The organism is Bradyrhizobium sp. CCBAU 53351, from assembly GCF_015291745.1.
In the GTDB taxonomy this organism is placed as follows: domain Bacteria; phylum Pseudomonadota; class Alphaproteobacteria; order Rhizobiales; family Xanthobacteraceae; genus Bradyrhizobium.
Map to the genome: position 1 here is coordinate 4,157,532 of NZ_CP030059.1, position 19,544 is coordinate 4,177,075.

The 19,544-nt window shown below is 65.7% G+C and carries 20 protein-coding genes; 15 read left to right on the forward strand and 5 right to left on the reverse strand.

The window, feature by feature from the left end:
• Positions 1 to 99 precede the first annotated feature (99 nt).
• Positions 100 to 1,020 carry a LysR family transcriptional regulator gene (locus XH83_RS19635; RefSeq protein ID WP_194402444.1) on the forward strand — a complete coding sequence of 307 codons (921 nt, stop codon included), beginning with the start codon at positions 100 to 102 and terminating at the stop codon, positions 1,018 to 1,020.
• 70 nt (positions 1,021 to 1,090) lie between these two features.
• Here the strand turns inward: XH83_RS19635 and XH83_RS19640 are convergent, their stop codons facing one another.
• From XH83_RS19640 to XH83_RS19650, 3 genes are all read right to left on the reverse strand, one after another.
• The gene (locus XH83_RS19640) at positions 1,091 to 1,576 is read right to left on the reverse strand and encodes a hypothetical protein (protein WP_194402445.1); all 486 of its coding nucleotides are present in this window, start codon (positions 1,574 to 1,576) and stop codon (positions 1,091 to 1,093) included.
• A gap of 191 nt (positions 1,577 to 1,767) precedes the next feature.
• Complete coding sequence (locus XH83_RS19645; RefSeq protein WP_194402446.1) at positions 1,768 to 2,220, reverse strand: DNA polymerase III subunit chi; 453 nt, start codon at positions 2,218 to 2,220, stop codon at positions 1,768 to 1,770.
• Between the two features lie 7 nt (positions 2,221 to 2,227).
• The gene (locus tag XH83_RS19650; protein WP_194402447.1) at positions 2,228 to 3,727 is read right to left on the reverse strand and encodes a leucyl aminopeptidase; all 1,500 of its coding nucleotides are present in this window, start codon (positions 3,725 to 3,727) and stop codon (positions 2,228 to 2,230) included.
• Positions 3,728 to 4,066: 339 nt separating this feature from the next.
• On the opposite strand from XH83_RS19650, the gene lptF reads away from it, so the two are divergent.
• The 9 genes from lptF (at position 4,067) to XH83_RS19695 (ending at position 14,172) form a co-directional block, all read left to right on the forward strand.
• Positions 4,067 to 5,236 carry an LPS export ABC transporter permease LptF gene (lptF, locus tag XH83_RS19655; protein ID WP_194402448.1) on the forward strand — a complete coding sequence of 390 codons (1,170 nt, stop codon included), beginning with the start codon at positions 4,067 to 4,069 and terminating at the stop codon, positions 5,234 to 5,236.
• Positions 5,233 to 6,330: an LPS export ABC transporter permease LptG gene (lptG, locus tag XH83_RS19660; RefSeq protein ID WP_194402449.1), complete on the forward strand. Its 1,098-nt coding sequence runs from the start codon at positions 5,233 to 5,235 to the stop codon at positions 6,328 to 6,330. The genes lptF and lptG overlap by 4 nt, the downstream gene beginning before the upstream one ends.
• The gene (locus tag XH83_RS19665; protein WP_194402450.1) at positions 6,330 to 8,816 is read left to right on the forward strand and encodes an LPS-assembly protein LptD; all 2,487 of its coding nucleotides are present in this window, start codon (positions 6,330 to 6,332) and stop codon (positions 8,814 to 8,816) included. The genes lptG and XH83_RS19665 overlap by 1 nt, the downstream gene beginning before the upstream one ends.
• Positions 8,817 to 8,885: 69 nt before the next feature.
• Entirely contained in the window at positions 8,886 to 9,824 is a 939-nt protein-coding gene (locus tag XH83_RS19670) for a peptidylprolyl isomerase (protein WP_194402451.1), read from the forward strand.
• Positions 9,824 to 10,864 (forward strand): 4-hydroxythreonine-4-phosphate dehydrogenase PdxA, encoded by a 1,041-nt coding sequence (pdxA, locus tag XH83_RS19675; RefSeq protein ID WP_194402452.1) that lies wholly within the window; start codon positions 9,824 to 9,826, stop codon positions 10,862 to 10,864. The genes XH83_RS19670 and pdxA overlap by 1 nt, the downstream gene beginning before the upstream one ends.
• Positions 10,861 to 11,718, forward strand: coding sequence for a 16S rRNA (adenine(1518)-N(6)/adenine(1519)-N(6))-dimethyltransferase RsmA (gene rsmA / locus XH83_RS19680; RefSeq protein WP_194402453.1), 858 nt, complete (start codon positions 10,861 to 10,863; stop codon positions 11,716 to 11,718). The genes pdxA and rsmA overlap by 4 nt, the downstream gene beginning before the upstream one ends.
• A gap of 24 nt (positions 11,719 to 11,742) precedes the next feature.
• Positions 11,743 to 12,801 carry an alcohol dehydrogenase gene (locus XH83_RS19685; RefSeq protein ID WP_194402454.1) on the forward strand — a complete coding sequence of 353 codons (1,059 nt, stop codon included), beginning with the start codon at positions 11,743 to 11,745 and terminating at the stop codon, positions 12,799 to 12,801.
• Between the two features lie 77 nt (positions 12,802 to 12,878).
• Positions 12,879 to 13,115: a hypothetical protein gene (locus XH83_RS19690; protein ID WP_194402455.1), complete on the forward strand. Its 237-nt coding sequence runs from the start codon at positions 12,879 to 12,881 to the stop codon at positions 13,113 to 13,115.
• A 340-nt stretch (positions 13,116 to 13,455) separates the two neighbouring features.
• Positions 13,456 to 14,172 (forward strand): Crp/Fnr family transcriptional regulator, encoded by a 717-nt coding sequence (locus tag XH83_RS19695; RefSeq protein WP_194402456.1) that lies wholly within the window; start codon positions 13,456 to 13,458, stop codon positions 14,170 to 14,172.
• A gap of 13 nt (positions 14,173 to 14,185) precedes the next feature.
• Here XH83_RS19695 and XH83_RS19700 read toward each other — a convergent pair whose 3' ends face one another.
• Positions 14,186 to 14,923 (reverse strand): Crp/Fnr family transcriptional regulator, encoded by a 738-nt coding sequence (locus XH83_RS19700; protein WP_194402457.1) that lies wholly within the window; start codon positions 14,921 to 14,923, stop codon positions 14,186 to 14,188.
• A 157-nt stretch (positions 14,924 to 15,080) separates the two neighbouring features.
• On the opposite strand from XH83_RS19700, the gene XH83_RS19705 reads away from it, so the two are divergent.
• Positions 15,081 to 15,320 carry a hypothetical protein gene (locus XH83_RS19705; protein WP_194402458.1) on the forward strand — a complete coding sequence of 80 codons (240 nt, stop codon included), beginning with the start codon at positions 15,081 to 15,083 and terminating at the stop codon, positions 15,318 to 15,320.
• A 16-nt stretch (positions 15,321 to 15,336) separates the two neighbouring features.
• Positions 15,337 to 16,038 carry a Crp/Fnr family transcriptional regulator gene (locus XH83_RS19710; protein ID WP_194402459.1) on the forward strand — a complete coding sequence of 234 codons (702 nt, stop codon included), beginning with the start codon at positions 15,337 to 15,339 and terminating at the stop codon, positions 16,036 to 16,038.
• A gap of 78 nt (positions 16,039 to 16,116) precedes the next feature.
• Here the strand turns inward: XH83_RS19710 and XH83_RS19715 are convergent, their stop codons facing one another.
• Entirely contained in the window at positions 16,117 to 16,371 is a 255-nt protein-coding gene (locus XH83_RS19715; protein ID WP_194402460.1) for a hypothetical protein, read from the reverse strand.
• A 245-nt stretch (positions 16,372 to 16,616) separates the two neighbouring features.
• On the opposite strand from XH83_RS19715, the gene XH83_RS19720 reads away from it, so the two are divergent.
• The 3 genes from XH83_RS19720 to XH83_RS19730 all read left to right on the forward strand — a co-directional run bounded on the left by XH83_RS19720 (position 16,617) and on the right by XH83_RS19730 (position 19,515).
• Entirely contained in the window at positions 16,617 to 17,498 is an 882-nt protein-coding gene (locus XH83_RS19720; RefSeq protein ID WP_194402461.1) for a GyrI-like domain-containing protein, read from the forward strand.
• A gap of 132 nt (positions 17,499 to 17,630) precedes the next feature.
• The gene (locus XH83_RS19725) at positions 17,631 to 18,971 is read left to right on the forward strand and encodes a caspase family protein (protein ID WP_194402462.1); all 1,341 of its coding nucleotides are present in this window, start codon (positions 17,631 to 17,633) and stop codon (positions 18,969 to 18,971) included.
• A gap of 37 nt (positions 18,972 to 19,008) precedes the next feature.
• Entirely contained in the window at positions 19,009 to 19,515 is a 507-nt protein-coding gene (locus tag XH83_RS19730) for a hypothetical protein (protein WP_194402463.1), read from the forward strand.
• Positions 19,516 to 19,544: the final 29 nt, after the last annotated feature.

The following is a 19,544-nucleotide window of genomic DNA, read 5'->3' on the forward strand; positions in this document are numbered from 1 at the left end:
TCCCGACCGTGCCGTCCGCCACACTGGAAATCCAATGTCGTGTTCTGATATCATTATGCAGATCATGCATAAGCAATGCAGGGATGTCGGGAGGCTGCGATGGAGATCAACTGGCTGCACGATTTCATCGCGGTTGCGACCACGCGCAGCTTTTCGCGGGCGGCCGAGCAACGCAATTGCTCACAGCCGGCGCTGAGCCGCAGAATCCAGGCGCTCGAGGTCTGGACCGGCGCACCGCTGCTGGAGCGCACCACGCACAGCGTCAATCTCACACCGGCCGGCGAAGGGTTTCGCGACATCGCCGAGGACGTCCTGCGCCGGCTCGCCGCCGGCCGGCTCGATGCTCAGGAGCGGGCCCGCGGCGCGTCCGACGTGCTGAAATTCGCCTCGACCAACGCGCTGTCGCTGACCTTCTTCCCGGATTGGCTGCGCGGCATCGAGACCGAGCTGTCGTTCGTGCCGAACGTGCAGCTCGTCGCCAACCACATGGAGGCCTGCGAACGGATCCTGCTGGCGGGCGATGCGCACTTCCTGCTCTGCCATTACCATCCGGCGGCAGCCACGGCGCTGACGCCGTCGCATTTCCGCTCGCTTCACGTCGGCAACGACAGGCTCATCCCTGCATCGGTGCCGCTTTCAGGCCGGAGCCGCAAGCCGCGTTTCAAGTTGCCGGGCTCGGCAGCCGCGCCGCTCCCATTCCTGAGCTTCCGTCCTGAATCGGGCATGGGGCGAATCCTCGAATCCGTGCGTGCGACCTCGCGGGACGACGTCTATCTACGCCCGACCTTCACCTCGCATCTTGCAAAGCTATTGGTGACGATGGTGCAGAACGGCCGCGGCATGGCTTGGCTGCCCGAAAGCCTGATCAGCGATCAGCTTGCCTCCGGCGAGATCGTCGCAGCAGGCGGCGCGGAATGGCACGTGCCGATCGAGATCCACGTGTTCCGGCCGAAGCTGCGGCTGGCCAAGGCCGCCGAGGCGTTTTGGAGTCACATCGAGAAGAACGGCGCGCGGACTTAGGGATGACAGCGGCGCGAACCGTACAGACAGCCGCGTTTATTGGCGCGGCATCGGAAGCACGAGCATTCGCTTACGCGTGCTTCTTCTTCGGCTTGGCCGCCCTCGGCACCGGCTGCGGCTCGGGATTGCCCTCGATCGAGGACAGGCGGCCCGCCGTGAAGGTATAGATGCCCGCGCGCGGGCCGGTGGTCCAGGTGACGACGGCGACGCGGCGGCCGGCGGCATCGTTGGAGAGGTTGACGTTCGAGGGCGCGCCGATGCCGCGCACCACGTCGCATTCGGTGTGGCCGAGCGCAACCGTGCCGCCCATCGGCGACGGCGCCGTCGTCGATGCGTTGGCATCGGCCGGCCCGGGCGGCGGCGTCATGCCGGCACAGGCCCCGTCGGCACTGACGAGATCCTCAGCTCCGACCGGCTTGTCGGGGGTCAGCGGCGGCGACTCGATCGAGATGTTCTTGATGAAGATGCGGCCCGGCTTCTGGAACCATTCTGCGTCCTTCGACAACAGGTCGGTCCCGCTCGAACAGCCCGCGACCAGCGGTGCTATTGCAGCCAACGCAACTATGAGCGACCTGGGAAGCTTTTGATGTCGCACGATAAACCAAATTCCCCGCGTGAAGGACCAGCCCTAAGCGATTGTCCCAACATCACTTTGCGGCACGAAGGTGACAAAAGCCAGCATCGCCCGAAAAGTCCAAATTATCATTAATTGCCAAGGACGATTGCAAAGGATGATCGCCAAGGACGCTAATTCCGACGCTGCCACCGGCCCCGTTCGTCGGCCTGCCAATAGGTGACATCAAATCCCTTCGCCTTGCAATCCGTCCAGGCACTGCGGGCGAGCGCCAGCGCATCCGGATCATCACCGTTGAACAGCAGCACCATGCGCGCATAGCCCTGCGCGTCCTCTGGGAGGGCCGCATTGTCGACCAGGAAGCGGATATGGGCGCCGTTGGGATTGCCCTCCTCGATCGCCAGCACGATCGGCTGATCGGCGGCATCGTTCACGCGCCATGTCGCGTGCGGCAGGAAGGAATCGTCGCGATAGGTCCATAAATGGGCGTCGAGCGCGTCGGCCCGTTCCTCCGAGGTCGACTGCACCACGACGCGCCAGCCGCGCTCGAGCGATTTCTCGAGAAGCGGCGGCAAGACGTTCTCCACCGTCATGTTTTGCAGATGGTAGAACAGCACTTCCGTCATCGCGAGGTCACTTGCGCTCGTAGTGATCGGCGACCAGGCGGTCGAGCAGACGGACGCCGTAGCCCGCGCCCCAGCTGTGGTTGATGTCGGTCTTCGGCGCGCCCATGGCGGTGCCGGCGATGTCGAGATGGGCCCAGGGCGTGCCGTCGACGAAGCGCTGCAGGAACTGCGCCGCGGTGATCGAGCCGCCATGACGGCCGCCGGTGTTCTTCATGTCGGCGAACTGGGAATCGATCAGCTTGTCGTATTCGGGACCGAGCGGCATGCGCCAGACCTTTTCCCCGCTCTCGGTGCCGGCCGCCAGCAGGCGTTCGGCAAGCTCGTCATTGTTGGAGAACATGCCGGCATGCTCGGTGCCGAGCGCGACCACGATCGCGCCGGTCAGCGTCGCCAGGTCCACCATGAATTTCGGCTTCACCTTCTTGGCGACGTACCAGAGCACGTCGGCCAGCACGAGGCGACCCTCCGCGTCGGTGTTGATGATCTCGATGGTCTGGCCCGACATCGAGGTGACGATATCGCCCGGCCGCTGCGCATTGCCGTCGGGCATGTTCTCGACGAGGCCGATGGCGCCGACCACGTTGGCCTTGGCTTTGCGCGCCGCCAGCGCGTGCATCAGGCCGACGACGCAGGCTGCGCCCCCCATGTCGCCCTTCATGTCCTCCATGCTGCCGGCCGGCTTGATCGAGATGCCGCCGGTGTCGAAGCAGACGCCCTTGCCGATGAAGCTGACCGGCGCCTCGCCCTTCTTGCCGCCGTCCCAGCGCATGATCACGGTCCGGCTCGGCCGCGCCGAGCCCTGGCCGACGCCGAGCAGCGCGCCCATGCCGAGCTTCTGCATCGCCTTGACGTCGAGCACCTCGACCTTGACGCCGAGCTTGCGGAGCTGACTGGCGCGGCGCGCGAATTCTTCGGGGAAGAGCACGTTCGGCGGCTCGTTGACGAGGTCGCGCGCGATGATCACGCCGTCGACGACGTGGCCGGCCGCGACAAACGCCTTCTTCGCGGCAGCGGCATCGCCGACCGCAAGCGAGATGTCGGCGCGCGGGGCCCCCTCCTCGCCGTCCTTCTTCTTGGTCTTGTAGCGGTCGAACTTGTAGGCGCGCAGGCGCAGGCCCGAGGCGATCGCAACCGCCTGCTCGCTTCCCATCGCACCATCGGGCAGTTCCGCCATGATGGTCATGGCGGCGCTTCCTGCGGGAAGCTTGCTCGCCGCCACACCGCCGAATTTGAGGAAATCGTTCGCCTTCAGGCCGGCCGCCTTGCCGGCGCCGATCACGATCAGGCGGGTGGCCTTCACCCCTTCCGGCGCCAGGACGTCCAGCGCCGCCCCGCTTTTACCCTTGAAGGCGGCAGCGGCGGCCGCGCGCTTCACGAGGTCGACGGCGCCGCCCAGCGCCTTGGCCGTCGCGGGGCCGACCTTCAGATTGTCGTCGCAGAACACGACCAGGATGCCACGGGCGGCTGATGACAGCGGGACGAAGCCGACCTTGATGGCATCGGACATGGGTAACTCCTTCAAAATTCTTGGTCTTTTTGCCGTTCACGGGTCCTGGCGGGGCGACGGATTTGAACGGCGATTCAGTGAGCCTTGCGCACTATGGGCCAGCGGCCCGGCAGATGCCAAGCGCCCCCGTGGCCGGCGGGCCACAACGAGCGAAATATTAACCATATATTGAGGGTGCCATGGGGCAGCCATTTTGTTGACGGATCAAAGGGATGGTAGTGAGAGAGTAAGCTGGCGGAAGAGGCGCTGGCCAACCTTGGGGATCCCCTGCTCGGGATTGGTTGGACCGGCGGAATTTCGGCCGACATTGGGGACTTGGTGGGATTCGTGCGGTAGCGCATGGGGTCGATCGATAAGTATATCTTCCGCACGACGCTGGCGTCGTTTGCGCTGGTCCTGGTCAGCCTCACCGGCGTGATCTGGATTACGCAGGCGTTGCGCGGCATCGACCTGATGACGAGCCAGGGTCAGACCATCCTCACCTTCCTGGGCATCACCAGCCTCGTCATCCCGGCCCTGGTCCTGATCATCTCGCCGATCGCGCTGATGATCGCGATCTCGCATACGCTGAACAAGCTCGCGACCGATTCCGAGATCATCGTGATGAATGCCGCCGGCTTCTCGCCATTCCGGCTGTTCTATCCGTTCTTCTACGCCACCTGCGTGGTGGCGCTGCTGGTTGCCTTCATCGCCGCCTATCTGGCCCCCGACGGCATGCGGCGAATCAAGCAGTGGGACGCCGAGATCACCGCGGACGTGCTCACCAACATCCTGCAGCCCGGCCGCTTTGCCCAGCTGGACAAGAACCTCACGATCCGGATTCGCGAGCGCCAGCCCGGCGGCATCCTGGCCGGCATCTTCATCGACGACCGCCGCGATCCGAACGAGCGCGTCTCGATCGTCGCAGAACGCGGCGAGGTCGTGAAGAACGAGACCGGCTCGTTCCTGGTCCTGGAGACCGGCAATCTCCAGCGCTTCGAGGCCGGCAAGCGCGATCCGGCGCTGGTGGCTTTCGGCCGCTACGGCTTCGACATGTCGAAATTCTCCAACCAGGGCCGCGACGTCACCCTGGGCATCCGCGAGCGCTATCTGTGGGAGCTGTTCTCGCCGTCCGAGGACGACCCCGTCTACAAGCAGATCCCCGGGCAATTCCGCTCGGCCCTGCATGACAGCCTGTTGGCTCCGATTTATCCGTTTGCCTTTGCCGTGCTGACCTTCGCCTTCCTCGGAGCGCCGCGCACCACCCGCCAGAGCCGCAACTTCTCGATCGGCTCGTCGATCATCGCGGTGTTCGGCCTGCGGATGGCGGGCTTTGCCTGCTCGGTGATGGCGGTGAAGTCGTCGAGCCCGGTGCTGGTGCAATATGCGATGGTCTTCGGCGCCATCGGCGTCGGGCTGTGGATGATCATCAGCGGCGTCGTGGTCGAGCCGCCCCCCGGCCTGATGGAGGCCATCAACAGGTCGAATGCGCGCATCGCGCGGCTGTTCGGACGTCCGGCCACCGCATGAGCATGCTCACCAACACACTCGGGCGCTATTTCGCCGGCCGCTTCGTGGTCGCGGCGCTCGGCGTGTTCGCCAGCATTTTCCTGCTGCTGGTGCTGGTCGACTATATCGAGATGGTGCGCAAGACCTCCGGACTGGCCTCCGCCTCGGCGCTCATGGTGGCCGAGACCTCGCTGTTCCGGGTGCCGCAGCTCCTGGAGAAGCTGACGCCGTTCTGCATGCTGATCGGCGCCATGACCTGCTATCTCGCCCTCTCCCGGCGATTGGAGCTCGTGGTCGCCCGCGCCGCCGGTATCTCGGCATGGCAGTTCATCTCGCCGGCGCTCGGCAGTGCGCTGCTGATCGGCGTGATCGCCACGGTCGCCTACAATCCGATGTCGGCCAATTTGCGTGAAGCCTCCAAGCGCATGGAGGCCGAGCTGTTCGGCTCGGCGCCCGGCGGCGGCATCCAGGACGCCTCCGGCTTCTGGCTCAATCAGGTGACCAGCGACGGCCAGACCATCATCAATGCGGCGCGCAGCGAGCAGCAGGGCATCCGGCTCACGGGGCTGACGCTGTTCCGGTTCGACCCCGAGCAGCACTTCAAGGAGCGGGTCGAGGCGCGCGAGGCGACGCTCGAGGCCGGCCGCTGGCTGTTCAAGGGCGTCCGCCGCTTTTCGCTGGACGCCCCGCCGATCGACCAGGCCACGCTCGAGATTCCGACGACGCTGACCGAGGCGCAGGTCCGCAACAGCTTTTCCACCCCGGAAACTGTGTCCTTTTGGCAACTACCGAGCTACATCCGCTCGTCCGAAAGCTCGGGCTTCGCGACAGCGGGATACCGACTCCAGTATCAGAAGCTTCTGGCACAGCCATTTTTGCTGGCCGCCATGGTGATGCTCGCGGCCTCCGTGTCGTTGCGCTTCTTCCGGATGGGCGGCGTGCAAAAGATGGTTTTGAGTGGCGTGGGCGCAGGCTTTCTGCTCTACGTTCTGTCGAAAGTGACTGAAGACTTGAGCAAGGCTGAGTTGATGCATCCGATCGCTGCGGCGTGGTTGCCCGTGGTGGTGGGCGGCCTCACCGGCTTTTTGGCCTTGTTGTACCAGGAGGACGGTTAGTGACTGCCGTCCATCGAGGACCCGTGTCTCGTTTGACGCGCCGCATGGTGATGCGCGCGAACGGGTGCGGCTTGTCTCTTCGCAGGATCGTGATGGCTGTCGCGACGGCGGCCTCGCTCGGCGCGCTGATCGACGTTGCCGCCGTGGCGCCGGCCTCCGCCCAATACACCTACAATCCGCTGCCGCCGCGTCCGAAGCCGGCGAAGGCCGCCAACGACAACCAGATGCTGGTTCAGGCGACCGAGGTCGACTACGACTACAACAATTCGCGTGTTTCCGCGGTCGGTAACGTCCAGCTGTTCTACAACGGAACCAGCGTCGAGGCCGACAGGGTCATCTACGACCAGAAGACCAAGCGGCTGCATGCCGAAGGCAACATCCGCATGACGGATGCCGACGGCAAGATCACCTATGCCGAGATCATGGATCTCTCGGATGATTACCGCGACGGTTTCGTCGATTCGCTGCGCGTGGACACGGCCGACCAGACCCGCATGGCCGCCAGCCGCGCCGACCGCTCCAGCGGCAACTACACGGTGTTCGAGAACGGCGTCTACACGGCCTGCGCGCCGTGTAAGGACGATCCGAAGAAGCCGCCGCTGTGGCAGGTCAAGGGTGCGCGCATCATCCACGACCAGCAGGAGAAGATGCTGTATTTCGAGACGGCACAGCTCGAATTCTTCGGCGTGCCCCTCGCCTACATGCCCTATTTCTCGACGCCCGACCCGACCGTGAAGCGCAAGAGCGGCTTCCTGATGCCGGGCTACATTGCCGGCACGTCGAACACGGGCTACGGCGTCGAGGTTCCCTATTATTGGGCGATCGCGCCCGACATGGACGCAACCATCACCCCCCGCATCCTGTCGCGACAGGGCGTGCTGCTGCAGGGCGAATTCCGCCAGCGCCTGATCGACGGCGCCTACCAGATCCGCGCCTATGGCATCGACCAGCTCGATCCCGGCGCGTTTAGCGGCCAGCCCGGCGACCGCCAGTTCCGCGGCGCCGTCGACACCAAGGGTCAGTTCGCGCTGAACGACAAATGGGTCTGGGGCTGGGACGGCGTCGTGATGTCCGACTACTATTTCTTCTCGGACTACCGCCTCTATCAGTACCGCGATCCGCTCGGCTCGTTCCTGCTGCTGCCGACGGAGGCGCTGTCGCAGCTCTATCTGACCGGTGTCGGCAACCGCAGCTTCTTCGACGCCCGCACGATGTACTGGCTGAGCTATTCGGGCAACCAGAGCCAGGTGCCGATCGTCTATCCGGTGATCGACTATTCCAACGTGCTCAACTATCCGGTGTTCGGCGGCGAGTTCAGCTACAAGACCAATTTCGTGAACCTGTCGCGCGAGCAGGCGGCGTTCGATCCGATCACGACGACCGCCAACACGAGCAGCCTGTGCACGACGGCATCGGCCGATCCGCTGGCGCGCCTGCCCTCGCAGTGCCTGCTGCGCGGCTTCCCCGGCACCTACACCCGCCTCACGGCGGAAGCGCAATGGCGCAAGTCCTTCACCGATCCGCTCGGCCAGATCTGGACGCCGTTCGCGAGCCTGCGCGCCGACGCGATCAATTCCTCGGTCTCCAACCAGCCGGGCGTGTCGAACTATCTTCCCGTCGGCGACACCCAGGCGTTCCGCCTGATGCCGACCGTGGGTCTCGAATATCGCTACCCCTTCATCAACATCCAGCCCTGGGGATCGACCACGCTCGAGCCGATCGCGCAGATCATCATCCGGCCGAACGAGACCTATGCCGGCAAGCTGCCGAACGAGGACGCCCAGAGCATGGTGTTCGACGCCTCGAACCTGTTCAGCGTCGACAAGTTCTCCGGCTACGACCGCGTCGAGGGCGGCGGCCGCGCCAATGTCGGCGTGCAGTCCACCACGCAGTTCGACAGGGGCGGCGCGGTCAAGGTGCTGTTCGGCCAGTCCTACCAGCTGTTCGGCATGAATTCCTTCGCGGTCCAGGACAGCATCAACACCGGCCTCAATTCCGGCCTGGACAAGCCGCGCTCCGATTACGTCGCGAGCGCCAGCTATTCGCCCAACAGCACGTACACGTTCAGCGTCCGCTCCCGCATGGATGAGCAGACCTGGAACGTGCAGCGCTTCGAGGCGGAAGGCCGCGCCAACTTCAATCGCTGGTCGGTCAGCGTACTGTACGGCAATTACGCAGCGCAGCCGGAGCTCGGCTATCTGACCCGCCGTGAGGGTATCCTGACCTCGGGATCGCTGAAGGTCGCGAACAATTGGGTGGTGTCGGGCTCGGCGCGGTGGGACCTCGAGGCCAACAAGATCAACCAATATGTGCTCGGCGCGGGCTATGTCGACGATTGCTTCGTGCTGGCGGCGAACTACGTAACTTCGTATAGTTATTCAGCGGGCACCACGCCGCCCGTGCTGAGCCATGCGTTCATGTTCCAGATCGGCCTGCGCACGCTGGCAACCTCGACGACGGCCAGCAGTTCCTCCGGCCTCCAGTGAACGGTTTGAAGTGCCGGCCGCGCTTGCCCTCATCACAGGCTCGACGCGGCTGACATGCGAGCGACAATCATGACGACCCTATTGCCCGTTTTCCGCCTCCTCCTTGCCGTCAGCGCCGGGCTGATCCTGACCGGACTGCCCTCGGCCTCGCGCGCGCAGAACATCGTCGTCATGGTCAACGGCGATCCGATCACCGATTTCGACATCGAGCAGCGCTCCAAGCTCGACCAGCTGACGACACAGAAGACCCCGAGCCGGCAGGAGGTCATTAACGAGCTGATCGACGACAAGGTGAAGATGAAGGAGGGCAGGAAGTACGGGGTCGATCCCGGCGTCTCCGACGTCAACCAGTCCTACGAGGGCATGGCGCAGCGCATGCGCATCTCGCCGGAGCAGCTCACCAAGTCGCTCGAATCCAAAGGCGTGCGCCCCGAAACGCTGAAGGGCCGCATGAAGGCCGAGATGGTTTGGACCAGCCTCGTGCGCGGCCGCTTCAAGGAGAAGCTGCTGGTCGGCGAACGCGACGTCGCCCAGGCCGTGCAGGCCCAGACCGGCGACAAGCTGCAGATCGAAGGCACCGAATACAAGATGCAGCCGATCGTGCTGATCGTGCCGCGCGGCTCGTCCGCCGCGTTCCTGGAGACGCGGAAGAAGGAAGCCGAGACCTATCGGTCGCGTGTCGGAAGCTGCGAGGAAGCCAATTCGCTGTTCCGCTCGACACCGAACGCCACCATCCGCGACAGCGTCACCAAGACCACCGCGGAGCTGCCGGAGGCGTTGCGCAAGGTGCTCGACGACACGCCGATCGGCCACCTCACCGCGCCCGAGCTGACCAAGAACGGCATCGAGATGGTGGTGCTGTGCTCGCGCAAGCCGACCATGATCGACACGCCGAAGAAGCGCGAGGTCCGCGAGAAGATGTATCAGGAGAAGTACGAGAAGACCCAGAAGGCCTATCTCGACGATCTCCGCAAGGCGGCGATGATCGAATATCGCAACCATCGCTGATGGCCGCTTCCGCAGCAAAGGCGCTTCCCCTTCCTCTTGCGCTGACCCTGGGCGAGCCCGCCGGCATCGGCCCCGACATCACGATCGCGGCCTGGCTGCGGCGCCGCGAGCTGAACCTGCCCGCCTTCTATCTGCTCGGTGACGAGGCGCTGATCGCGCGCCGCGCCAGGGCGCTCGCCACCTCGCTGGGGGCCGACGTCAGGACCGCGGCGGTGAGCCCCGGCGAGGCCGCTTCGGCCTTCACCGATGCCCTGCCCGTGGTTGCCACCGGCGAGCGCGCCACCGCCGAGCCCGGCAAGCCCGATGCATCAAGCGCGCCCGCCGCACTCGCCTCGATCCGGCAGGCGGTCGCGGATGTCCGCGAGGGCCGCGCCGGCGCGGTCGTCACCAATCCGATCGCCAAGAGCGTGCTCTACCGCGCGGGCTTCCGACATCCCGGCCACACCGAATTCCTCGCCGAGCTCGCCGCGGAGAACAGGCGCGTGCCGCAGCCCGTGATGATGCTGTGGTCGCCGCAACTCGCCGTGGTGCCCGTGACCATTCACGTCTCGATCCGCGACGCCCTGGCAGAGCTCAGCAGCGAGCTGATCGTCTCGACCGTGCGCATCGTCGCAACCGAGCTGAAATCCCGCTTCGGAATCGCGCGGCCGCGCATCGCGGTCTCCGGCCTCAATCCGCATGCCGGCGAGGACGGCTCGCTCGGCCACGAGGAGCAGACCGTCATCGCCCCCGCGCTCAGGACCCTGCGCGGCGACGGCATCGAGACCAGGGGCCCGCTGCCCGCCGACACCATGTTCCACGAGGCCGCGCGCAGCACCTATGACTGCGCCGTCTGCATGTATCACGACCAGGCGCTGATCCCGATCAAGACCGTCGCCTTCGACAACGCGGTCAACGTCACGCTCGGCCTGCCCTTTGTCCGCACCTCGCCCGACCACGGCACCGCCTTCGATATCGCCGGCACGGCGAAGGCCAATCCGGCCAGCCTGATCGCGGCGCTCCGGCTCGCCAGCCGCATGGCGGCCGCGAACATCCGATGAGCGCGATCGACGACCTCCCGCCGCTGCGCGAGGTCATTCGCCGGCACGCGCTGTCGGCGCGCAAATCGCTCGGCCAGAACTTCCTGCTCGATCTCAATCTCACGGCGCGCATCGCGCGCGCCGCGGCGCCGCTCGAGGATTCCACCATCGTCGAGATCGGCCCCGGCCCGGGCGGGCTGACGCGCGCACTGCTCGCGCTCGGCGCCAAACGCGTCATCGCCATCGAGCACGACGAGCGCGCGATCCCTGCCTTGCAGGATATTTCCGCGCGCTACCCTGACAGGCTCGAGATCGTGCATGGCGATGCCATGACTTTCGATCCCCGGCCGTCGCTCAATGGCGAGCGGGCAAAAATCGTCGCCAATTTGCCCTACAACATCGCGACCCAGCTCCTGATCAACTGGCTCACCACCGAGCCCTGGCCACCCTGGTACGACATGATGGTGCTGATGTTCCAGCGCGAGGTCGGCGAGCGCATCGTGGCGCACGAGGACGAGGAGGCCTATGGCCGGCTCGGCGTGCTCGCCAACTGGCGCTGCGAGACCAAGATCCTGTTCGACATTGCGCCATCCGCCTTCGTGCCGCCGCCGAAGGTAACCTCCTCCGTCGTGCGCCTCACGCCGCGCGCAGCGCCACTGCCGTGCGATCGCAAGCTGCTCGAACAGGTCGCGGCCAGCGCCTTCGGCCAGCGCCGCAAGATGCTGCGCCAAAGCCTGAAGTCGCTCGGCGTCGATCCCGCGCGGCTTGCTGCGGCCGCCGGCGTCGATGCGACGCGGCGCGCCGAGACCATTCCGATAAAGGGCTTTGTTGCCATGGCCCGGGAATTGGCGGATATACGCAGCGAAGCCGAGTAACGAAGAAATTCCGGAGGAAAGAAAATGGCGTTGATGCGCAGGCAGTCCCTGGTCAAGTTCGACGCGCCCTTGTGCGAGACCATCGTCGACACGCCGAAGCCGCAAGGGCGCGAGGTGCTGGTGCGCATCGAGCGCTGCGGCCTCTGCCATTCCGACCTGCACATCCAGGACGGCTATGCCGATCTCGGCGGTGGCAAGAAGCTCGACACCACGCGCGGCATGACGCTGCCCTTCACGCTGGGCCACGAGATCGCCGGCGTGGTCGACGAGGTCGGCCCTGACGTCGCGGCCAATCTCGTCGGCACGAAGAAAGCCGTCTTCCCCTGGATCGGCTGCGGCCAGTGCCGCGATTGCGCCAACGGCGATGAGAACCTCTGCGTGAAGCAGCGCTTCCTCGGCGTGTCCATCGATGGCGGATTTGCCACCCACGTGCTGGTGCCCGACGCGAAATATCTGCTCGACTACGATCCCCTGCCCGTCAACCAGGCCGCGACGCTGATGTGCTCCGGCGTTACCGCCTATGGCGCGCTCAAGCGCCTGGTCGACCGTCCGCGCCAGCGCAACCTCCTGCTGATCGGCCTCGGCGGCGTCGGCATGATGGGCCTGTCGTTCGCGCAGGCGATGTTCAAGCAGCCGATCACGGTCGCCGACCTCTCGCCCGCCGCGCGCGACACCGCGCTGAACAACGGTGCCGCAGTCGCCTACGATCCGTCCGAGCTCGACGTGATCAAGCGAATCCTGAAAGAGACCGAAGGCGGCTTCGATGAGATCGTCGATTTCGCCGGCAACGAGAAATCGATGGCCTTTGCGGTCGCGGTTGCCGCGCGCGGCGGCAAGATCGTGGTCTCCGGCCTGATGGGCGGCCAGTTCACGCTGCCGATGGTGCAATGGGTCTACAAGCGCATGACCATCGAGGGCTTCATGGTCGGCACGCTCGCCGAGGCCCAGGAGCTGATGGCGCTGGCGCGCGCCGGCAAGATCAAGCCGACGCCGATGCGCGAGGAGCCGATGGGCGACGTCCAGAAATGGATCGACGAGCTTCGTGCCGGCAAGGTCGTCGGCCGCATCGTGCTGAAGAACTGACCGATCGCTTGCTGCGGGCCTGGCGCAAGTCGGGCCCGCCGCACGGAACGCCTTCGACCCCGCCGCGTTGGCAGCGCATGTCCATTCGTTGCACTGTCGAAAGCGCATTCTTCATCGCCTGGAGCTGCCTGGAGCAGAGCGGCGAGCTCGGCCCTCCCGACGAGAGCGCGAACGTCATTCTCGACGCCATCGAAGCCCAGCTCAAGACCGGCGAACGCCGGCAGCTGATGCTCGCCAACCGGGCGATCGACGCCTATCGCGCGCATGCGGCCAAACGCCGATCCTCATGGGATCGCGAAGCGCGCTTCGGCTGACAGATCCTTGCCGCCCTCGGGCCGCCGGCCCGGCGGCATTCAGGCGGATTGCGGCCGGCGGTCCGTCGGGCCAAGCGCACGGGGTACGGCGCCTGGCGCTGTGACGGTACGCCAATCCGCGGCCCCGCTATGTTCACTCCTGAACAGACCTCGCGGCAATCGACGCTGAGGGCGCCGCCTGCAATCCCCGCCGCGCGAGCTTTCCGGAATTCCGGAAAGCCGTCGCCTCAACTTTTCAGCTCTCGGCGAGGTCTTGTGTGCACTTTGGAACCGTTGGTTCCGCCACGGAAACGTAGGGTTCTGGGCGGCGCCGATTCCCGGCCAGACAAGAGAAGAAACTGTGACCGGTCGGCCCCAGAACGATCTACTCCGTCAGCTTGCCCCACGAGATTTCGAGCTTCTCGCACCCTATCTCCAGCCGGTCGAAGTCGAGGCGAGCCACATCCTGCATCACGCCGGTGACGCCGTGGCGGCGGTTCATTTCCCCTGCGGCCCTACGCTTGTCTCGTTCGCCGTTCCGGTCGAGGATGATCGCGAGGTCGAGAGCCTGTTGATCGGACGCGAGGGTGCGGTGGGTATTGCCGCCGGCCGCAATCCGCCACTCGCCTATTCCCGCGTCGTCGTGAAACTGGGCGGCACGCTCGTCCGGCTGCCGCTGCGCGCGCTCGAGCAGGCGCAGCAGAGATCCGCGGCGCTGCAGGAGGTGTTTTCGCGCTATGCCGACTGCCAGTTCGCGCAGTTGCTGCAGACCGCGGCCTGCAACGCTGCGCATTCGATCGAGCAGCGCGCCGCCAAGTGGATCATCTCCGCGCAGGAACGTATCGGCCAGGCCGAGATTCCCCTCACCCACGAGCAGCTCGCCGGCATGCTGGGCGTCTCCCGCTCCTATGCCAGCCGCGTCATCCAGATGTTCAAGGCGAGGCGCATCCTCGCCACCCGCCGCGGCGCCATCCTGATCCTCGACGCGGCGGCGCTCGACGCCAGAGCCTGCCGCTGCAACGACTGGGTCAAGAAGCATTTTGACGAAGTGCTGGGCGCGGCACCCGCCGATGGCTAGCGCACCGGCAGTCTCACGTTAGCGGCGGCGACTGCCGTTTCTGGTGCAGATAGACCGGGCTGAAATCGCCGAGCCGCTGCAAGTCGCGCCATTTCAGCACGATCAGCTCGCCCTCGCGCAGGTCCATGGCGCCGCTGCGCCGAAGCTCACCGAGCGTCCGGTTCACGGTCGCGATCGCCATACCCAGCGTCTCGCCGAGTTGCGCCAGGCTGATCGGCAAGGGGCAGCGATTGCCGCGAACGAGCTGTGCGGCGCGGGCGCGGTAGAACAGCTCGCAGAACAGATGCGCCATGCGCGCCTGCATGGGCCGAGCGCTGTTGTTGGTGATCGCCTCGCGAAAGATCGCGGCATCGAGCAGCGTCTCGCGCCAGACAGCCAGGCCAAAGTTCGGCCGCTGCCGGAACGCGGTGAACAATTCGCGATGCGGGATGAAGGCGACCGAGGCCGGCCCGAGCGCGCTCAATCCGTGGTCCATCTGGTCGATGAACAGGCCCTGCGCGTCCGGCAGGTCGCCGGTGAGGTGGAACGCGAGATATTGTCGCCCGCCGCCGGCGAGCAGATGGTAGCGCGCGACCATGCCCGAGACGACCAGCACCGAATGTTCGGGCTCGTCGCCCTGACGGATGAAATCCTCGTTCGGCTCCAAATCGCGCAGCGTGAAGGTGAGCGCGCGAATCTGGGCGAGATCCTCCTCGGCGAGCGCGGTGTGCTCGCACAGGTTCCGGATCAACACGTCGTGGGCTTTATCCATGGTCCGCCAAAAATCACGCCGGTTCTATCAAATGATACATCCGGCTTGGGTTCAGCGGACTAGAACGCGTCTCGGAAGCACAGGTTGCTAATCGATCTGCGACCGATCCGCGTCGCGTTCAACTATCACCCTCGACTGCGAACTTAGCCGTCCTTTCATGAGCCCTACGACGATTCTTCAGCGAATCCGCAACCTGTTCACGTCGGATCCCAGCGAGCACTTCGACTGCATCAAAGATGCTTTCTTCAAGGGCACGTTGAGGGAGCCGGTGGGACCGATGTCGGATCAGGAGCTCGCCCGCGCCATCCGCGAGTTCCGTTCGGCGCCGGTCTGCGACTGGAGTCTTGCAAAACTCTCGCGCCACTTCGCCGAAGCGTCGGTCCCGCGCGACGCCTGAGCAGCACGCAAGGCTCATGCCGCACCCAACGCTCATCACACGTCTGCAGGCCATCGAAGTCCTGTCAGAGGACGAACGCCGACAGATCGCCGCCCTGCCCTCCACGCTGCGGCAGGTCGCCGACGGCGAGATCGTGCTACGCCAGGGCGAGGCCGTCTCGCGCTGCGTCTTCGTCGTCAGCGGCTTCCTGTATCAGGCCCGCATCGTCGGCGACCGCAGCCAGATCCTCGCGTTCCACGTTCCCGGCGACATGCCATGCCTGCACACCCTGCTGGTCTCGCCGATGGATGCGGATCTCGTCGGCCTCGGACCGACCATCGTCGGCACTGTCGCGCACAGCCAGCTCAGGCAGCTTCTCGACGGCTCGAGCCATTTGACGCGCGCGTTCTGGCGCGAGACGCTGATCGATGCGGCGATCTCGCGGCAATGGATCGCGCGCCTCGGCGCGCAGGCGGCCTTGCCCAAGGTCGCGCACCTCATCTGCGAGCTCGCCGCACGGCTGGAGGTCGTCGGCCTCGTCACGGACGGCTGCTTCCAGATGCCGATGACGCAGCGGCACGTCGCAGATGCCTGCGGGCTCTCGATCGTCCACGTCAATCGCACCATCCAGGAGCTGAGACATCGTGGATTGATCGCCTGGGAAGGCAGCGAGATCGAGCTGTTGCATCCCGAGGAGCTGCGCAAGCTCGCCGATTTCACGCCGGACTATCTGACCTGAGCACGGCGGATGAATGCGAGGTCCGGCGCACCATCCTCTCGATCGATCATTGGGCGACGGCGCGGCGCGCGGGATTGGCTATTTCTTCTTGTCGCCTGTCCTGCGTTGCCCGGACACGCCTTTCGTTGCAGGCTGGTTTGCCCGATTGGCATTCATGCCCGTGGTGTCCATCGTCCCTTTCTCCGTGGCACCGTTGGTATTTTCCGGCCTGTCCATGCCGGTCTGCGGAGCCGGACCCTTATTCTGGGCCATGACCGGGCCAGACATGCCTGCAAATGACGTGGTTGCAAATGACATGGCTGCGAATGCGACCGCGGCAATGAGCGCTTTCATGGGCATCTCCATGTAAGGTTGCCGCATCGGGATGGTGCTCCACCAGCTTCCTGGCGAAATTCTCGACCTGATCCTTGATCGGCATGACGTCTCCTCAGCCACAATTCAACGGCGGCGGAGATCATAAGTTTCCCAAGCTGAAAGCATCTTGGCGGCGCTCCGCGCCCCATGGCAAAACCGCAAGATCGGTCGAGCAATTGACGTCCGCGTGCGCTTTAGCTGGTGCTGCCACGGAGAACGGAACGATGACGGCGGCGCTTCAGAACTACCATGCCCGGATGCAGCGGGTGCTGGATCACATCGACCGGCACCTCGACGAGGATCTGGACCTGGATGCGCTGAGCAGCGTCGCAGCCTATTCGAAATATCATTTCCACCGGCAGTTCACGGCGACCTTCGGGCTGTCCGTGCATCGCTATATCCAGCTCGCCCGCATGAAGCGCGCTTCATACCGGCTCGCCTACAGCGAGGCCGAAAGCGTCACTGATATCGCGATGGATGCCGGCTACGACGCACCTGACGCCTTCGCCCGCGCCTTTCGGCAACGGTTCGGCCAATCGCCGTCGTCGTTCCGGAAGTCTCCCGACTGGGAGCCGTGGCTTGCGGCCTTCGGGCCTCTCGACAACGCGAGGAGCAAGTTCATGCAGAAGACCTTCACCAGCGACGACGTGACGATCCGCGATGTGCCGACGATTGCGGTGGCGATCATGGAGCATCGGGGCGACCCGGCGACGCTTCCCGCCACCATCCAGCGATTCATCGCCTGGCGCAAAGCCGCCGGCCTGCACCCACGCAACAGTCCGACCTTCAACGTCTGGCGATCCGAGCGGCGGCCGGCCTCGCTTGGGGACTACAGCGTGGACCTCTGTGTCGGAACCGACCGTCCGATCGAGACGAACGGCGCAGCGATCAAGGCCGGCGAGATCCCCGGTGGACGCTGCGCGGTGCTGCGCATCGTCGGCCACACCGACAATCTGGAGCCGGCCGCGCTCTACCTCTATCGCGACTGGCTGCCGGCCAGCGGCGAGGAAGCCCGCGACTTCCCGATCTACTGCCAGCGGCTGAGCTTCGCCCCCGACGTCGGCGAGCACGAGGCGACCGCGGATTTATTCCTGCCGCTGAAATGAACGTCTGTCCCCGCGTCCACCGTCATTCCGGGATGCGTGCGCAGGCACGCGAGCCCCGGGGGTACCGGCTCCCTTGCGCTTTTCGCCGGCGCGCCTTGCTGCTAGACTGCCCCATTATTTTGGGGAATTTTGATGCGCGCGGCGATTTTCAATCGCGTTGTGGGGCTGGCGGCGCTGGCCTTGCTCGTCGTCACTGCGGAGCCGGCGTCGGCGGAGAAGCGCGTCGCGCTGGTGGTCGGCAACTCCGCCTACAAGAACATCACGCCGCTCGACAATCCGTCCAAGGATGCGGGCCTGATGGCGGAGACGCTAGGTGCGCTCGGCTTCACCCTGATCGGCGGACGCGCCCAGCTCGATCTCGACAAGGGCGCGATGGACGTCGCGGTGCAGAGTTTCGGCCGGCAGGTCCAGGGCGCCGACGTCGCGCTGTTCTATTATGCCGGCCACGGCGTGCAGGTAGCCGGCTCCAACTACCTCGTGCCTGTGAGCGCCAATCCGACGCGCGAGGCGGATGTCGACTTCCAGATGACCGACGTCAACCTCGTGCTGCGCCAGATGCAGGGCTCCGGCACGCGGCTCAACCTCGTCATCCTCGATGCCTGCCGCAACAACCCGTTCGGCTCACGCGGCTTGCGATCATCCGATGGCGGCCTCGCGCAGATGCGCGCGCCCGAGGGCACGCTGATCTCCTATGCGACCCAGCCCGGCAACGTCGCCCAGGACGGCGCCGATGGCCACAGCCCTTACACCAAGGCGCTTGCGACGACGATCCGGGTCGCGGGCCTCGACGTGTTCCAAACCTTCAACCAGGTCGGCCTTGCCGTGAAGCGCGCCACCGCGGGCGCGCAGCAGCCCTGGGTGTCGTCCTCGCCGATCGACGGCACTTTCTATTTCGTCGCTCCGACGCAGACCGCCCCGCCGCAGATCGCGGCGATGCAGCCGGATCCCCTGCCCGCGGAGCGTCTGCGCGCCGATCCCGACCGCGTCCCCTTGCGCGATGCCGCGCTGCTCAGCGAGCTCAGCGAGCGGCTCTACGAGCTCAATTTCGATCCTGACACGCCCGACGGCCTGACCCGCGCCATCACGAAATTGCAGCAGCGGATCTCGATGGCGCCGAATGGGGAGCCGACCGAAGGCCTGCTGCTGCGCATGCGCAAGATGGAGGATCTCAAGCCCTGGGGCTCGATCGTCTACGGGCCCGACAGCAGCAAATGGGGGATCTCCTGGAACCACGCCTCGCGGCGCGCCGCGGTGGCGGATGCGCGCGGCAATTGCGCCGGCGCCAAATGCCCGATCGAGCTTTCCTTCTACGGCCGAAGCTGCGGCGCCTTCGCGATCTCCGACAAATCCTGGTCGCTGGTCCAGCGCGAGGGCGTCCAACGCGCGAAGGACGCCGCGCTTGACGAATGCGGCAAGGCTGGCAAAGCTTGCCGCATTATCGGTTCCGTCTGTGCCGACGGCTCCGGCCGCTGATGCCTTTTCATTCTGGATTCTTGCTGGATTCTTGCTCATGCCCATTGCCGTCGTCCGCCCCATCGCCATCGCTTTCCTCCTCGCCGTCACCCTCGCTCCGCCTTGCGCCTTCGCCCAGTCCGGCAGCGCCGGGGGCGCGATCGGCAATGACGAGAAGTCGCTGTCCGGCTCGCGCCAGGATCGTTCCTCGGACCGCTCGGCCGAGCCCGCGCCGTCGGCGCGCCGGAGCAGGCCGGCTGAAGAGCCGCGCTCGTCGTCGCGGCGCGGCGGCGGCGGAGGTGGCGGCGGTGGCTTTGACGGCGCCTGGGTGGTCACCAGCGTCGGCTGCGGCGGCACCACGTCCGGCGCGGTCGTGGTCTCCTCGGGTAAGGTCATCGGCCAGGGCGTCACCGGCACCGTCAGCCCGAGTGGCGCGGTGAGCACGGTGGGTCAAGGCGACGGCGTGACCTTCACCGGATCGGGACGCCTCGGCTCGCGCAGCGGTTCCGGCACATGGCGTCGCTCCGACGGCTGCGGCGGAACCTGGAGCTCGGCGAAACAGTAGCCGCAAGACGCCCGATTTCGCCGCGGAAC

Excerpts from the sequence above, each read along its gene's own strand:
- XH83_RS19705 (WP_194402458.1), top strand. The coding sequence starts at position 15,081 with ATGAGCCCTACGACGATTCTTCAGCGAATCCGCAACCTGTTCACGTCG.
- XH83_RS19730 (WP_194402463.1), top strand. The coding sequence starts at position 19,009 with ATGCCCATTGCCGTCGTCCGCCCCATCGCCATCGCTTTCCTCCTCGCC.
- XH83_RS19650 (WP_194402447.1), bottom strand. The coding sequence starts at position 3,727 with ATGTCCGATGCCATCAAGGTCGGCTTCGTCCCGCTGTCATCAGCCGCC.
- XH83_RS19670 (WP_194402451.1), top strand. The coding sequence starts at position 8,886 with ATGACGACCCTATTGCCCGTTTTCCGCCTCCTCCTTGCCGTCAGCGCC.
- XH83_RS19685 (WP_194402454.1), top strand. The coding sequence starts at position 11,743 with ATGGCGTTGATGCGCAGGCAGTCCCTGGTCAAGTTCGACGCGCCCTTG.
- XH83_RS19720 (WP_194402461.1), top strand. The coding sequence starts at position 16,617 with ATGACGGCGGCGCTTCAGAACTACCATGCCCGGATGCAGCGGGTGCTG.
- lptG (WP_194402449.1), top strand. The coding sequence starts at position 5,233 with ATGAGCATGCTCACCAACACACTCGGGCGCTATTTCGCCGGCCGCTTC.
- XH83_RS19725 (WP_194402462.1), top strand. The coding sequence starts at position 17,631 with ATGCGCGCGGCGATTTTCAATCGCGTTGTGGGGCTGGCGGCGCTGGCC.
- pdxA (WP_194402452.1), top strand. The coding sequence starts at position 9,824 with ATGGCCGCTTCCGCAGCAAAGGCGCTTCCCCTTCCTCTTGCGCTGACC.
- XH83_RS19710 (WP_194402459.1), top strand. The coding sequence starts at position 15,337 with ATGCCGCACCCAACGCTCATCACACGTCTGCAGGCCATCGAAGTCCTG.
- rsmA (WP_194402453.1), top strand. The coding sequence starts at position 10,861 with ATGAGCGCGATCGACGACCTCCCGCCGCTGCGCGAGGTCATTCGCCGG.
- lptF (WP_194402448.1), top strand. The coding sequence starts at position 4,067 with ATGGGGTCGATCGATAAGTATATCTTCCGCACGACGCTGGCGTCGTTT.
- XH83_RS19645 (WP_194402446.1), bottom strand. The coding sequence starts at position 2,220 with ATGACGGAAGTGCTGTTCTACCATCTGCAAAACATGACGGTGGAGAAC.
- XH83_RS19635 (WP_194402444.1), top strand. The coding sequence starts at position 100 with ATGGAGATCAACTGGCTGCACGATTTCATCGCGGTTGCGACCACGCGC.
- XH83_RS19690 (WP_194402455.1), top strand. The coding sequence starts at position 12,879 with ATGTCCATTCGTTGCACTGTCGAAAGCGCATTCTTCATCGCCTGGAGC.
- XH83_RS19715 (WP_194402460.1), bottom strand. The coding sequence starts at position 16,371 with ATGAAAGCGCTCATTGCCGCGGTCGCATTCGCAGCCATGTCATTTGCA.
- XH83_RS19700 (WP_194402457.1), bottom strand. The coding sequence starts at position 14,923 with ATGGATAAAGCCCACGACGTGTTGATCCGGAACCTGTGCGAGCACACC.